Annotated in this window: 12 protein-coding genes and 1 pseudogene; 11 read left to right on the top strand and 2 right to left on the bottom strand. The window is 49.4% G+C overall.

The window, feature by feature from the left end:
* Nucleotide 1 precedes the first annotated feature (1 nt).
* From whiA to B9D94_RS27465, 5 genes and pseudogenes are all read left to right on the top strand, one after another.
* Nucleotides 2–931, top strand: coding sequence for a DNA-binding protein WhiA (gene whiA / locus B9D94_RS27485; RefSeq protein ID WP_006207569.1), 930 nt, complete (start codon nt 2–4; stop codon nt 929–931).
* A gap of 102 nt (nt 932–1033) precedes the next feature.
* Nucleotides 1034–1303 (top strand): HPr family phosphocarrier protein, encoded by a 270-nt coding sequence (locus B9D94_RS27480; protein ID WP_006207570.1) that lies wholly within the window; start codon nt 1034–1036, stop codon nt 1301–1303.
* 292 nt (nt 1304–1595) lie between these two features.
* A pseudogene (locus B9D94_RS27475) lies at nt 1596–3346 on the top strand (ABC transporter ATP-binding protein).
* Between the two features lie 36 nt (nt 3347–3382).
* The gene (locus B9D94_RS27470; RefSeq protein WP_006207571.1) at nt 3383–4063 is read left to right on the top strand and encodes a response regulator transcription factor; all 681 of its coding nucleotides are present in this window, start codon (nt 3383–3385) and stop codon (nt 4061–4063) included.
* Nucleotides 4063–5139 (top strand): HAMP domain-containing sensor histidine kinase, encoded by a 1077-nt coding sequence (locus B9D94_RS27465; protein ID WP_148248476.1) that lies wholly within the window; start codon nt 4063–4065, stop codon nt 5137–5139. Before B9D94_RS27470 ends, B9D94_RS27465 begins: the two co-directional genes overlap by 1 nt.
* 1009 nt (nt 5140–6148) lie before the next feature.
* Here the strand turns inward: B9D94_RS27465 and B9D94_RS27460 are convergent.
* Complete coding sequence (locus tag B9D94_RS27460) at nt 6149–6877, bottom strand: amino acid ABC transporter ATP-binding protein (protein ID WP_148248475.1); 729 nt, start codon at nt 6875–6877, stop codon at nt 6149–6151.
* Nucleotides 6870–8258, bottom strand: coding sequence for an amino acid ABC transporter substrate-binding protein/permease (locus B9D94_RS27455; RefSeq protein WP_228029913.1), 1389 nt, complete (start codon nt 8256–8258; stop codon nt 6870–6872). Before B9D94_RS27455 ends, B9D94_RS27460 begins: the two co-directional genes overlap by 8 nt.
* A 324-nt stretch (nt 8259–8582) precedes the next feature.
* Here B9D94_RS27455 and B9D94_RS27450 point away from each other — a divergent pair, with 324 nt between their 5' ends.
* The 6 genes from B9D94_RS27450 (at nt 8583) to B9D94_RS27425 (ending at nt 15182) form a co-directional block, all read left to right on the top strand.
* Nucleotides 8583–9344, top strand: a complete 762-nt coding sequence (locus B9D94_RS27450; protein ID WP_006207574.1) for an SIMPL domain-containing protein — start codon at nt 8583–8585, stop codon at nt 9342–9344.
* 421 nt (nt 9345–9765) lie between these two features.
* A complete protein-coding gene (locus B9D94_RS27445) occupies nt 9766–10737 on the top strand; it encodes an ABC transporter ATP-binding protein (protein ID WP_148248873.1) in 972 nt (323 codons plus the stop codon).
* Nucleotides 10734–11582 (top strand): ABC transporter permease, encoded by an 849-nt coding sequence (locus B9D94_RS27440; RefSeq protein WP_036644271.1) that lies wholly within the window; start codon nt 10734–10736, stop codon nt 11580–11582. Before B9D94_RS27445 ends, B9D94_RS27440 begins: the two co-directional genes overlap by 4 nt.
* A complete protein-coding gene (locus B9D94_RS27435; protein WP_036644275.1) occupies nt 11583–12389 on the top strand; it encodes an ABC transporter permease in 807 nt (268 codons plus the stop codon).
* Nucleotides 12390–12447: 58 nt separating this feature from the next.
* Nucleotides 12448–13500 carry an ABC transporter substrate-binding protein gene (locus B9D94_RS27430; protein WP_148248473.1) on the top strand — a complete coding sequence of 351 codons (1053 nt, stop codon included), beginning with the start codon at nt 12448–12450 and terminating at the stop codon, nt 13498–13500.
* A gap of 608 nt (nt 13501–14108) precedes the next feature.
* The gene (locus B9D94_RS27425) at nt 14109–15182 is read left to right on the top strand and encodes a PdaC/SigV domain-containing protein (protein WP_148248472.1); all 1074 of its coding nucleotides are present in this window, start codon (nt 14109–14111) and stop codon (nt 15180–15182) included.
* Nucleotides 15183–15566: the final 384 nt, after the last annotated feature.

The raw sequence follows: 15566 nt of genomic DNA, 5'->3' as shown, positions 1-15566 counted from the left end.
CTTGTCCTTTGCGGCACAGACGAAGAAAGAACTGACGATGGTCGAAAGCCAGAACTGCTGTGAAAATGCCGAGCTGTCCGCGCTCATTCGGATGAACGGTTCTGTTCAGCTTTCGAACAAAAAGGTAATCCTGGATATTTCAACGGAAAATGCCGCGATTGCAAGACGTATTTATTCCTTAATTAAGAAGCATTTCCAGGCGCATACTGAACTTTTGGTGCGTAAAAAAATGCGTTTGAAGAAGAATAACGTATATATCGTTCGTATTCCCGCCCAGGTTCAGGAGATCCTCAAAGAACTGCGCATTGTATCCGAAGGCTTTCTGTTTCAGTCCCGCATTGATGAGCAGATCGTTCATAAAAACTGTTGTAAGCGGGCATATCTTCGTGGTGCCTTTATGGCAGGCGGGTCCGTGAACAATCCGGAGGGATCTTCGTACCATCTGGAAATTGCCTCGATGTATGAAGAGCATTGTCAGTCCCTGGTGGATCTGGCGAATGAGTTTCATCTGAATGCACGCTGCATCGAACGGAAGAAAGGCTTTATCTTCTACATTAAGGAAGGCGAGAAAATCATCGAATTTCTGAATTTGATCGGTGCCCATCAGGCGCTGTTCAAGTTCGAGGATGTCCGGATTATGCGGGATATGCGCAACTCGGTCAACCGAATTGTCAACTGCGAGACCGCCAACCTGAACAAAACGATTGGTGCTGCCGTTCGTCAGATTGAGAACATCAAGCTGCTCCAAAGGGAATTGGGCCTTGAAAACTTGCCTGATAAACTGCGGGAAGTGGCCGAAATAAGGCTGGCTCATCCGGATATGAATCTGAAGGAAGTCGGAGAGCTTCTCAAAGGAACCGTCAGCAAATCAGGGGTAAATCACCGTCTGCGCAAAATCGATGAAATGGCCGAAAAGATTCGGAATGCATAAGATTTTTTTCTTCTAGTGTCCTGTATGGTAAAATGGTATAATATTATAAAATGTCAATCGCGCTTTCAATGCAGCAGATTTATTAGATAGGGGGTAATTTTCATGACAAAGCACCCGGTAGTCGTTCGGTTAAAGACGGGTCTTCACGCCAGACCGGCCGCGCTGTTCGTTCAGGAAGCGAATAAATACTCATCCGAAATTTTTGTTGAAAAAGATGATAAAAAAGTAAATGCCAAAAGTATCATGGGAATTATGAGCCTTGCGATCAGCTCAGGTACCGAAGTTTACATTAGTGCTGAGGGAGCTGACGCTGAGCAAGCGGTTACGTCTCTCGTGAACTTGGTGAGCAAAGAGGAACTCGAGAATCAATAATTGCATCCGTGATTCAAGTATAAGAAAAGTCTTGTCAATGCAAGGCTTTTTTTACTATCTAGTTCATGTTGAGTCTCGTGGGATTCATAGTACATAAGAATAGATTAAGAGAAGGGGCGGGGGAATCCGCCTTTTTTTGTTGTCTAGATCAAAGAAAGCTGTCCGTTTAACTTCCGTTTAACTTGTTGTTTTATTCTTGCCTTATAGACAATATAAAGGGATATGGGGAAGGGAAGAGAACATGATGAGTGTGACGGACAATGCTTCGACTCAGACAATACCGCAGAAAGAGATGACCGGGAGCAGGAAAGCAGGTTCCCAGGCGTTTTTTCGACTATTAAAAGAAACCAAACCACCCATGCTGCTGCTGATTGGGGCTATCCTTCTTAATGTGGTCTCGACGCTGGTTGGACTTGTCATTCCGATGTTTACCAAGAGCTTGGTGGACGGCTTCTCCTTAACGGATATGAACAGCACGCATATCATCGGCCTTGGGGTCGCGTTTATCGTGCAGACGATTGCAGCCGGGGTTTCGATTTTCCTGCTAAGTTATACGGGACAGAAGATGGTGGCTTCCCTTAGGGAAAGGCTGTGGAAGAAGCTGCTTGTGCTGCCGATCCGTTACTTTGATCATAACCGTTCAGGGGAATCGGTCAGTCGAATGACGAATGATACAGGTGTGATCAAAAGTCTCATATCGGATCACGTGGCGGGATTCTTCAGCGGGATCATCTCGATAGTCGGTTCGATAGGCGTGTTGTTATATCTTAACTGGAAAATGACACTGACGATGTTTATCGTCATACCGATCGCTGCGCTGATTCTGGTGCCACTTGGGAAGAAGATGTATAAAATCTCGCTTGGCATGCAAGACGAGACGGCTGCGTTTACGGCGAATATTAGCCAGGTTTTGTCGGAGATTCGCTTGGTTAAAGCCTCTAACGCGGAGGATAAAGAGTTTGAGAACGGAAATAAAGGCATTACCAACCTGCTCAACTTCGGTATTAAGGAAGGCGTTGTGTCGGCCTGTATCGCACCGCTGATGTCCTTTGTGCTGATGATGCTGCTGGTGGTTGTTATTGGATATGGCGGGCTTCAGGTGTCAACAGGAGCACTCACGGCGGGCGAGCTGGTTGCATTCATTCTGTATCTGATCCAGATTGTGATGCCCATGACGCAGTTAACGACGTTTTTTACCCAGTTTCAGAAGGCCAAGGGAGCAACAGAGCGATTATTGGAAACACTGGATGCAGAGGAAGAACTCATCTCAGCCGGTGCTGAGGTCGTGAACGCGAATCAGCGGGTGTCCATCGAGAATCTCTCGTTTGGTTACAAACCGGAGGAGCCGGTATTGCGCGATGTCAGCTTTCAGATGGAGCCGGGTACGGTCACGGCCGTGGTCGGTCCGAGCGGCGGAGGCAAAACGACACTGTTCTCCATGCTGGAGCGTTTCTACCTTCCGCAGAAGGGTCAGATCCGTTTAGGCAAGGCATCCATGATACCTTCTCCTTACGTTCCTGGCGCGGGTTGATCGGGTATGTTTCACAGGAAAGCCCGATGATCGCCGGAAGCATTCGCGAAAACCTATGTTATGGGATGGACCGGGAAGTGAGCATGACCGAGATTAGAAGAGCAGCCGAGATGGCGTATGCGGACGGATTCATTGATGAGCTGCCAAACGGCTTTGATACGGATGTGGGCGAACGGGGCGTGAAGCTCTCCGGCGGGCAGCGGCAGCGGATTGCGATTGCCAGAGCACTGCTGCGAAATCCCAAGATTCTGATGCTGGATGAAGCGACCTCCAGTCTGGATAGCCGATCGGAGATTGAAGTCCAGAAGGCACTCAAGAACCTCATGGCTGGACGGACCACGATTATTATTGCGCATCGGTTATCCACGGTGGTGGGAGCCGACCAGATCATTTTCATTGAGAAGGGAACGGTAACCGGACGGGGAACGCATGACGAATTGATCGAGCAGCATGCGATGTATAGAGAATTCGCGGTGCAGCAGCTGCAGATGAATGAAACGATGGAGGCTTGATGGCAGCTTGAACATGCTGGGGAAGAAGGGATGACCATGGCAAAAATATTGGTAGTGGACGATGATCCGAACATCCGCGAACTCGTGAAGGTGTTTTTGGAGGAAGCGGGGATGGAGGAGATACTCGAAGCCTCGGACGGGGTCGAAGCCCTGTCCGTGATGGATCAGGCATCAGTCGATCTGGTCGTGATGGACATCATGATGCCGAATATGGATGGATGGGAGTTATGCCGGGAGATTCGGAGGAATACGGGAATCCCGGTGCTGATGCTGACGGCAAAGGGGGAAACGAGGCAGATCGTGAAGGGCTTTGAGCTGGGGACCGACGATTACCTGGTGAAGCCTTTCGAACCAGCCGAGCTGGTTGTGCGCGTCAAAGCGCTGCTGAAGCGGTATCAGGTCGCGGCCTCCCAGACGGTGAACGTCGGGAAGCTGCAGATGAATCGCAGAACCTATGAAGTCAAGACGGCTGATGACATCTTCGCCCTGCCGCTGAAGGAGTTCGAGCTGCTCTTCAAGCTGGGAAGCTATCCGGGGAGCACGTTGACACGGGACCGGCTGATTGAGGATATATGGGGCTATGATTTTGAGGGGAACGAACGGACGCTGGACGTACACGTGAACCGGCTGCGGGAGCGGTTCCCGGAGGAGAAGTACCGGTTCAGGATTCGTACGGTGCGCGGCCTTGGCTATCGCCTGGAGGTAGGTGAGGGCTGATGAAAAAAATCCTCAAAATTTTGTTGAAAATCGTGCGGGAAATCCTTCAGACCATTTCGATCTTCGCGGTCCTGGGTGCCTCATGGACGGCAGCAACCTATGTAACAAGGTTCGTATATAACTGGACGGGAACCCCGAAGTGGGATTATGTTGTCCATCTGCTCGACCTGTTTGTGGGTGTTATCATTTTCTTTCTGTGCATGCTGATCGTGGGCATGTTCTTCAAGCACAGGCAGATTGCCATGCTGACTGCCATCACAGATGCCATGCGCCGGATATCTCAAGGGGATTTCAACGTGAAGATGGACGATCAGAAGTGGCGCGGGGAGTTTAAGATGATTGCCAGCAGCATTAACGATATGGCGGGGGAGCTGGGGCGAATGGAAAGTATGCGTCAGGATTTCATCTCCAATGTATCCCACGAAATCCAATCCCCGCTCACCTCGATTCGGGGGTTTGCCCGAGCGCTTCGCAATCCCCGCCTTACGGAGGAAAAGAGGGCTCGTTACCTGGAGATCATCGAAGGGGAGAGCCGCCGCTTGTCGCAGCTGAGCGATAATCTGCTGAAGCTGTCGTCCTTGGAGGGCGATCAGCCTGTATTCGAAAGGGCACGTTACCGTCTTGACGGCCAACTGCGTGAAGTGGTGTTGGCCAACGAACCGCAATGGCTGGCAAAGCGGATTCAGGTGGATCTGGACCTCGCCGAGGTCCAGATCGAGGCGACGGAGGATCTGCTGAATCAGGTGTGGACCAATTTGCTGCACAACAGCATCAAATTCACGCCGGAAGATGGCATAATCACGATTGTGCTGAAGGCAGATCAAGACGAAGCCGAGGTCACAATCACGGACACGGGGGTCGGGATGACGGAGTCCGATCAGCTGCACATCTTCGAACGCTTCTACAAAGCGGACAAATCGCGTAATCGCGCTGCTGGCGGCAGCGGTCTGGGATTATCGATCGTGAAGCGGATCGTCGATATCCATCAAGGGCGGATCGCTGTTCAATCCGAGCTTGGGAAGGGATCTACATTTACCGTGAAGGTGCCTTATAAGCGATCTTTGGATACAAAGTAGTGGTCGTGCGTGAAGATTGGGAATGAGGATTGGAAATGAAGATTGGATATGAAGGGTTGAATATGTTGCAAGAATAGTAAAGAGGTACAAGTAACACCAAAGCTGGTGATAGCAGTGAGAGCACTGTGCAATTGTAGGAGGGTGAGAGTGGCATAAGGTAATGTACGTGGAGGTAAGTGGTGCTGGTATCACTTTCATCACTTACATATTGCCCACTTCATCATCACGCACACTAACGTGATGTAAGTGGTGTAAGTGTAAGTGATGATGATTTGGGCAGCGATGTAATGTTGCGAATAACTAAGTTGTGCAAGTGAAGTAAGTCGGGAAATTATTGTAAGTAGCACAGTGGTGCAAGTAATAATTGCAAATGATGCAATACATCCTGTGTATCCCATGCTAACGGACCCTAATGATCTTATTGGTCGAATTCAGCTCCATATTTAGAATTAACGGACTCCAGAGACGTTATCATAGGAATTTATCAGGAAAATGAAGCCTTTTTGGGGAATAAAGGATCCTGGGTCCCTTAGTTTCCTAAAAACCCCGTTTTTCCGCCAATAAGGTCCGCTGGGTCCGTTAGTTTTTCGGGTTGCAGTAATGCCTTGATTGCCCATGCTTTAGAGTACCAAATTTTATCCAGATGTCATCATTAGATGCTATTTCTGGTAGTTCGATGATGGGCAGCTGCACAATGAAGGCTGCATGGTCATAAGGTTACTTGCAATGGGGAAGTAACCGCACGGTAACAGCGATTCTAAAGATAAGTTGGCCGTATGTGTAAGCCCCCAGCCCCAGCCCTTGTGCATACGCCCCCAGCCCTTGTGCATACGCCCCCAGCCCTTGCGCTTACGCCACCAGCCCTTGTGCTTACGCACCTAGCCTTGTGCATACGCCCCTAGCCCTTGTGCATACGCCCCTAGCCTGTGCATACGCCCCAAGCCCTTGTGCATACGCCCCTAGCCTGTGCATACGCCCCTAGCCTGTGCTTACAGCCCCTGCCCCATCATTACAACACCTTCTCCAAAAAGCTGATCGTACGCTCATGCTTCGGTCTGCCGAACACCTCTTCCGGCGGGCCTTCCTCGACGATATAACCGCCGTCCATGAAGATCACGCGATCGGCCACCTCGCGTGCGAAGCCCATCTCATGCGTGACAATTATCATCGTCATGCCCTCGCGTGCCAGATCCTTCATGACGCCGAGCACTTCGCCGACCATCTCCGGGTCCAGCGCCGATGTCGGCTCGTCAAACAGCATGATGTCCGGGCTCATCGCCAGCGCCCGGGCGATCGCTACGCGCTGCTTCTGACCGCCTGATAACTGGTTAGGGAATGCCTCGGCTTTATCCGAGAGGCCGACCTGCTCCAGCAGCTTGAGTGCCGTGGCACGCGCCTCGACCGAGTTCTGTTTACCCAGCTCCACCGGGGCAAAGGTAATGTTCTTCAGCACGTTAAAATGCGGAAACAGATTAAAATGCTGGAACACCATGCCGATGTTCTCCCGCGCCTTGTTGATGTTCGTTTTAGGGTCATTGATATCCCGGTCATGCACGAACACCCTGCCTGCTGTAATGTCATCCAGCCGGTTAATGCAGCGCAGGAACGTGCTCTTGCCGGAACCGGAAGGTCCGATGACACAGACAACCTCGCCTTCCTGAACCTGCATGTCGATGCCCTTCAGTACCTCATTGGTACCAAAATTCTTCTTCAATCCTTCAACGCGAATCTTATCCATGACGTACCTTCCTTTCCAGACGGTCCGAGATTTTGGTCAAAATCGTGATGACGATCAAGTACATGATCGCAACGACCAGCCAGATGTCAAACGATGCAAAAGTTCTTGCAATAATGATCTTCCCGGACTGGGTCAGCTCGACCAGGCCGATAACCGACAGGATGGATGTATCCTTGAGCGTGATCACCAATTGGTTGATAAAGGTCGGAATCATGATTTTGATTGCCTGCGGAATAATGATTTTCATCATAGCCTTGCGGTATGGCAAACCGAGCGAACGGGCTGCTTCCATCTGCCCGCGGTCGATGGACTGGATGCCGCCGCGGATGATCTCCGTTACATAGGCTCCAGCATTAAGGCTTAGGGTCAGAACGGCTGCCACAATAGGCGACATGGTAAAACCGAATGCTTGAGGAATACCAAAGTAGATGAAGAAGGCAAGGACAAGCAAGGGAATGCCGCGGAAGATGTCCACGAATACGGTGGCAAGACCTCGAAGCCACTTATTACGTCCGACCTTCATGAAACCGAATATCAAGCCTAGGAAAAATGCAAAAAACAGGGACGCAAATGTCAGCAGCAGTGTATTGCCGAGGCCCTTCAACAAGGAAGGCAGCGACTCCACAATCAGTCCCCAGCGGCTTTGATCTGCCGGGCCTACAGCGTTTTCGCCAATATATTTTTCCTTGATGCGATTATATTCTCCGTTTGCCTGCAGATTGACCAAGCCGGCGTTGAATTTCTCCAGCAGCTCCTGATTCTTCCCCTTGCTGACGGCAAATCCATAGGATGCACCGGGCTCCATATCCGTAACGATTTTTAGCCCGTTGTTCTGTTTAACGCCATAGGCCAATACCGGAAAGTCGTCAAAGCAGGCAACGGAATTGCCGGTTTTGACGTCGTCATACATTTGAGCCGAATCGTCAAAAGGCACAATGGTGAAACCGTATTTGGAGGATATGGATTCCGCGAAGCTGTATCCCTCCGTACCGGTTTTGACCGCGACCTTTTTTCCTCTTAAATCCTCATATCCCTTGATGGACTCCTGATCCTGACGAATAGCCATGACCACGCCCGAGTTAAAATAAGGATCCGAGAAGTCAAACTTCTGCTTCCGCTCATCCGTGATGCTCATGCCCGCGATGACGCCGTCTACCTGATTGGCTTCCAGCGCTTGAACCGCAGCATTGAAGCCGAGCGGCTTGATTTCGTATTTGAAGTTTTGATCTTTGGCGATAGCATCGAGCAGATCCATATCGATACCGACAAAATTGCCGCTGGCATCCTGGAATTCAAACGGAGCAAACGTAACGTCCGTTCCGATCTGATAGGTTTTGCCGGAGGCAGGCTCTGCCGCAGCGCTTGCCGTCCCATATGGCATGCCAACTGCCATAAGGAGCAGCAGTGACATGAACGCGTATAACACCCGGGATGATTTCATAGTGACCTCCTCTTTTTAAACACCGTCGTAAGTTAGTTACCCATTGTTGCTTCCTTGTTAACAGCTGCTTCCTGCTTTATTCGGTATCTTATTTTCCCAATGAACCAATCATGCCTAGAAATACCATCACATGGGGTCCCGAAAAATAAATTGAGGAAAAATCGCTAAACCGTTCACATCGGATGCAACATTTACCAATCCCGCCACGTTAGAAGGGTAAGTCAAGCATGGCAGCGATGCCAATATTGAAGGAGGCTGACAATAATGAAAAGATGGGTCAAACAAGTAGGTTCCATTATGATTGCAGGCGCACTGTTGACAGGCAGTACGGCTTTGGCAGGATTGAGCGGGGCAACCGAGGTGCATGCGGCGGAGGCAGCACAGCAAAATCTTCTCACCGTACTCGGTAAAGGCGAAATCTCGGTGAAGCCAGATATCGTATATCTTTCCATCGGGGCTGAATCGTATGCGGAAACCGCAAAATCCGCACAGAAGAGCAACGCGCTGAAAATGGATAAAGTGACCAAGCTGTTGAAGGAAACATGGAAAATCGATGACAAGGATATTAAAACCGAACAATTCTACGTACAGCCCAACTATACGTATTCCGATGAGAATGGCCGTAAAGTGAAAAACTACACAGCGTACCATTCCCTGGAAGTTACCCTTCGCGATTTGAGCAAAGTTGGAGACCTGCTGGATGCATCCGCTGATGCGGGGGCGAACTCCATTGGCAACGCCCGTTTCTCTGTTGAGAACCGCGATGCATTCGAAGCGCAGGTGATTGATAAAGCCATGGCAAATGCAGACCTTAAGGCTCAAGCTATGGCGAAAGCCTCCAAGCGTCAACTGGGTGTCGTGCTTAACATTGTGGAAGGCTCCGTTGGCGTAAATAACATCTATGGCCTCGAAAAAATGGAGATGGCGGCTCAATCCAATGCAGCGGACGCAGGCGCCAGCACATCCGTGAAGCCGGGCGAGATCAAAATCTCGACACAGCTGTATGTTCAATATGAGCTGAAATAGTCAATGTCTTTTCACTAAGCGTGCAGAGAACCGTTCATCCGGGTCATTACCGGGTGAACGGTTTTCTTTGACTTTTCTGATGCATTCACTCTGAAAACTGAAATACCATAATACGGTGCCATATCCGTACCTTCCCCTGTCGAAATACACAGAAAAGTGTTGTGTATAGGGGGAAAACGAGGTATAGTGAATATGCGAAAAACTGAACTTTGTTCTAAAGCGTAAAGCCATACCCATGGATATGGCTTTTTTCTCTTAGTAGAGACTTCTAGAGCTTCCCCTAAGAAACGGATCCTGCCCACCTGAGCAAGATAGGCAGTATAACCGTTTCTTCTTAGTGGAGCACGTTTTTGTGCATACTAGCAAGTAGGATTGGTACACTGGTACACATGGAATAGGTCACATTTTGAAGAAGGGGTTGATGCATGTGATTGAACTTGTCCAGATCGAGAAGCATTTTCAGGGACAAGCGGTCGTGCATCCGCTGTCGCTCTCCATTAAAGAAGGGGAATTCCTGACTTTGCTGGGCCCCAGCGGCTGCGGCAAAACGACGATTCTCCGAATGATAGCAGGATTCGAACAGCCTACCGAAGGACAGGTATTGCTGGCGGGTCAGAATGTGACGGATGTGCCTGCGAACAAGCGGGATTTAAATCTTGTATTCCAACACTATGCTCTGTTTCCGCATATGACCGTAGAAGATAACATTGCTTTTGGATTAAAAATGAAAAAAATGCCGCGTCAGCTCATCAAGGAACGTGTGGACGAGGCCGTGACGATGACACAGCTAACCCCACTGCGGGAACGTTTCCCGCATCAGCTGTCCGGAGGACAACAGCAGCGGGTAGCTATCGCACGTGCCATCGCCAACAAACCGAAGGTGCTGCTGCTCGATGAACCGCTGGGTGCACTGGACCTGCAGCTGCGCAAAAACCTGCAATCCGAGCTGAAGCATTTGCAGCGGACGCTGGGCATTACGTTTGTATATGTAACGCACGATCAGGAGGAAGCCATGATGCTGTCCGACCGGATCGTGATTATGAATCATGGACGGGTAGAGCAAATCGGCACGCCGCGCGAGATCTACGCGAGGCCGCAAACGCTGTTTGCTGCCACTTTTGTTGGGGAGAATAATCTCTTCTCATCACCGGAAGGCCTCTTTGCCGTGCGGCCGGAGAAACTGGTTCCGCAGAGGGAGTCGGGTGCGAAGAAGAGCGGCGTGATTGAGGATGTGCAGTACCTCGGCAGTGTGCATAAGCTGCTGGTCCAGCTTGACAATGAGCCGATGAAGGTAACGATTGCCCTGGATATTTCGGATGATCGTCCTTGGGAGGTTGGTGAGCGGGTCGGGGTGAACTGGAGCACGAAGGATGAGGTGATCATCGGGCCATGAGGAAATCAAGGTTCCTGCTGACGCCGGTGCTGTTGTGGTTATCCCTGTTCCTGATCGTCCCGATGCTGATCGTGGTCGGCATCTCGTTTCTGTCGCGGGATTCGCTCGGTAATATCGTGTTTTCCTTCAGTCTGGAAGGATACAAGACCTTTTTTGATCCCTTATATTTAGGAATCTACTGGGATACCCTGGTACTGTCGCTGCTGACTACGGTGATCTGCTTGTTAGTCAGCTATCCTTTGGCCTATTATATAGCCAACGCTTCCCCGCGTATCCAGACATGGGGATTGATTCTGATCACCGTTCCGTTCTGGATCAACTTTCTGATTCGCACGTATGCCTGGGTTCTGCTCTTGCGAACGCAAGGCGTGGTGAACAGCCTGCTGTTATGGGTGGGGTGGATTGATGAGCCTATTCAGATGTTATATACGTATGGTGCCGTATTGCTTGGCATGGTGTATAACTTTATTCCCTTCATGGTGCTGCCGATTTATGTAGCGCTGGAGCAGATGGACAAGCGTCTCTTGGATGCGGCCAGCGATCTGGGTGCATCGAGGTGGAAGGCGTTTCGGCACATTACGCTGCCGCAGAGCAAATCCGGCATTATGACGGGTGCGGTTCTGGTGTATGTCTCGACCTCCGGGATGTTTGTAGTTACGGATATATTGGGAGGCGCGAAGTCCTCCATGATCAGTAATATTATTCAGTCACAGTTCCTGGGTGCAAGGAACTGGCCGTTTGGAGCGGCGTTGTCGGTGATTTTTGTCGCCACGTCCCTGGTGCTGATCCTGCTCTTTAACCGGGCCATGCAAGCCCGCCATCAACGTGTAGGGGAGGGGAGATAAGTGAAGAAGAAGAATCATCCGCTGCTCGGGATTCACTCTTTCCTTATGATGGCTTTCATCTATGTACCCATCATTATGATCATTATCTATTCCTTCAACGATACGCGGCTGAGCGGAAACTGGGAAGGATTTACGTTGGATTGGTATGTATCGCTGTTCGAGAACCGGCATGTGATGGAAGCCCTGATGAACAGCTTGACGGTGGCCGTCATCTCTACGGTTGTATCCACCCTGCTGGGAACCGCAGCGGCACTCTCGCTCCGAAATATGGGCCGCAAAGGACGCAGCGGCATGAACGGGCTGTTATATCTGCCCGTCATTATCCCGGATATAATTATGGGGTTATCACTGCTCGTGTTGTTCAGCCAATTGAACATGCCGCTTGGCAAAACCACGGTAATTATTGCTCACATCACGTTCAGCCTGTCCTATGTCTACGTCGTGGTTACGGCCAGACTGTCCGGCATGGGCAAGCAGTTGGATGAGGCGGCTCAGGATTTGGGAGCCACGCCTTGGCAAACGTTCCGGCATGTAACGCTGCCGCAGATTGCACCGGGCATTATCTCCGGCGCTTTGATTGCTTTTACCCTGTCATTGGATGATTTCATGGTCAGCTTTTTTGTCGCTGGTCCAAGCTCAACGACGCTGCCGATCTATATTTACGCGCAGGTGAAACGAGGCATCTCGCCTGAGATCAACGCGCTGTGTACGCTGCTCATTCTGGTGAGCATTACGCTGATCCTGTTAGCCCAATACATTCTCAACCGCGGCAACGGTCAGAAGAAGCACAAAACATTGCCGATCTAAGCGATATGAACGCTTTTTTCGAATAGAATATGGAAGTGGAAAGAGAGGAGATATTGAATTGAACAAATCAAGATGGACCCGCCTGCTGATGGCAGGTATGGTTGCAGTATTGTCTGTAGGACTCCTGGCTGCTTGCGGCTCGGATAAGGAAACTCTTCATATTTACAGTTGGGCTGACAACTTCGACCCTGAGGTGCTGAAGGACTTCGAAGAGAAGTTTGACGTGAAGGTAACCTATGACAATTATGCAAACAACGAAGATCTGCTGGCTAAGATCAAAGCTGGCGGCAGTGGTTATGATCTCATTCAGCCGTCCGATTATATGGTGAAAACCATGATTGAATCGGAGCTGCTTGAGCCGCTTGAGATGAATAATATCCCGAACTTCGTCAATATTACGGATACGTTTAAAGATCCTTCTTATGACCCGGGCAACAAATATTCGATCGTTTACACGTCCGGTGTAACGGGAATTGCATATAACAAGAAGTACGTGAAAGACGAGATCAAAAGCTGGGGAGATCTCTGGAACCCGGAATACAAGGGCAAAGTCCTGCTTCTGGATGACAACCGCGAGATGATTGGCATGGCACTTAAGAAGCAGGGGAAATCCAACAGTAGTAAGGATGAAGCGGAGATCACAGTTGCATCCGATGAGCTGAAGACGCTGCTGCCTAACGTGCTTGCATTTGATACGGATAATATCAAGCAGAAGATGATTCAGGAAGAAGGATGGATTGCTACGGTTTGGTCCGGAGACGCGGCGTTTATCGCGGCGGAGAACCCGGATGTGGCATATGTTGTGCCTGAAGAAGGAGCGACCATCTTCTCGGACAACTACGCGATTCCTAAAGGTGCGAAGAATAAGGAGCTCGCCGAGAAATTCATTAACTTCATGCTGGAGCCGGAAGTCAGCGCCAAGAACTATGAATTTATCGGATACAGCAATCCGAACACCAAAGCGATGGAATTCCATAGCGAGGAATATCGCGCCAATACCATGATCAACCTGACGGAAGACGAGCTGCGTCGTACCGAATGGCTCGACAATGTCGGCGATTCCCTGTCCATCTACGATCGTTTGTGGACCGAGCTGAAGAGCGGTCGATAAGAAATATATATTTCTTCATATAACTGTAATATAGAAAGCCTGTCCCTCAAGGGGGCAGGTTTTTTTATGTTATAGAAATTGAATCTTAAGACCTATAAATTGGTGTAGAAGATCGCTTATACGAATTTTCCCATAACTTACGGGGTCTTTTCATTGTTATATATAAAGAGTGGAAATATGCCATTTTGATATGGATTCTGAAGGGTTTAAACAAGTCGGGATAAAGACAGCATGAATTCTCTGGCTGCTTGCTGCTTTTAGCTATATATTTGCAGTGGTTGTGACTGGATGTTTTCCAGAAAAAGCCCCTTGCGCTTACTGTTGATAAACATTGAAGGAGCACTTGGGGGTATTGCTTATCATTCCATTGGTTTACGTTGTCCGGGTCCGTGAAATGTTCATGTTGGGCGCATGACATCATTGTTTTGTGTTCATTAGTATAACGAGGCCCATACTCAAAGATAAGCAAGAATATATAGGTCCTTTAGCATGGAGTCAAAATTGTCATTGACTTTGTTACCAATAGATTGAAAGCTTTCCTTATAATGAATGAGGGTAATAGAGTAACAACTAACGGAAACTTATTTTAACAAAGGTGGAATTCTAATATGAATCCTAAATTTCGTGTATGTGCATCCTTAATTGCAACTAGTGTCCTGCTTGGCAGTCTTGGTTTGAGTGGACAGGTGATCGATGCAAGCACCTCTAAGGCATCCGTTTCCGCCAGTCAAAAATCGTCGAAGAATGAAGTTGTATTGAAATGGAATGGCAAAACCTTATCACAGAAGGGCATCGTGCTGCATGGGGTAACCTATGTTCCGGCAACCGCTTTACGGGATGGTCTGGGAATGCCTCTTAAATATGATGCGAAGAATCGGACCTACACGCTGGGTAACGGATATAACAAGTTGAGCGCCGTCGTATATGATGCGAGTGAAATCGGTATTTTGGTGAACGGAGCTTATGCTGGTGAGCCAGGCGGACAGATTATCAACGGTCGTCTGTATATGCCGTTCAAAACGATCAGCGAATATATGGGAGTTCAGGGACAGTGGAATCCTTCCTTGAAAACACTCAGCATGACGCAGAAAAAGCAAAACGACATTACAATCAAATCGACTGCGCTGAAAAAGAAAATTCAAGGCGTTGATGCCGTTGTGAATTATCCGGTTATCAGTGGCCTCGGTAATACTGAGGTGCAGGCAGAGATCAACAAAGTGCTAAAAGAAAATGCATCCGGCGTCATCACGGGCGCTGAAGGAAATGTGGGCACACTCCCGCCATCGGGAACAGATTTTCCGTATGAATTCAGCGGTGATTATGTAGTTCATTACAATCAGGATGGCATCCTGAGCATTACGGCGTACGATTATTCGTACACGGGCGGTGCTCATGGCATGACCTTCCGCAAGAGCTTCACCTTCTCACTGAAGGACGGCAAGCAAATGAAGCTGGGCGATTTCATCAACATGCAGGGCAAGAACAAGCAGAAGATGAACAACCTTGTGCTGAGCAAGCTGAAGAAAGAGGGAGGTTATCTCGGCGGTTTTGAGGGAGTGCCTGCCGATGCCGACTTCTATGTGAAGGATAACGCGGCGGTACTGTACTTCCAGCTTTATGAGTACACGGCGTATGCCTATGGATTCCCTGAGTTTGAGTTCAAGCTGAAGGAATGGAAGTAAGACTCGATCAATCAGTTTGTATTAGCTGAAATCATTTTTAATACTATAGCTTGTTTAGATACATGATGTTGTCCTGATTTAACACTGTGCTGGAACTAGTTGCGAAAAATCCCTTGATAACGGGCGTGGAGCATCCTCCCGCTCCTTATGCTCAGGGGATTTTTGTGTTTATCGAGAGGCTTGCCTCGATGGTGACTTATATGGTTTGTACACCGTGCGCACTGCTCCCTGTGAGCACGGTGCATGGTCCGGGGGAAAATGCCATAAGTCGCCCTATGCGATATCGGATGCCACCCGTTTATGGACGCAGAGAGTGAGGGGAGCACATTAGGCTGTGCGCAACCAATTACCCTTGCAAGATACCCTACATAGGTTTTCCTCTAT

It is taken from the genome of Paenibacillus sp. Cedars, from assembly GCF_003184205.1.
In the GTDB taxonomy this organism is placed as follows: Bacteria; Bacillota; Bacilli; order Paenibacillales; family Paenibacillaceae; genus Paenibacillus_AQ; species Paenibacillus_AQ glucanolyticus.
This window is presented reverse-complemented; position numbering and strand designations above follow the sequence as displayed.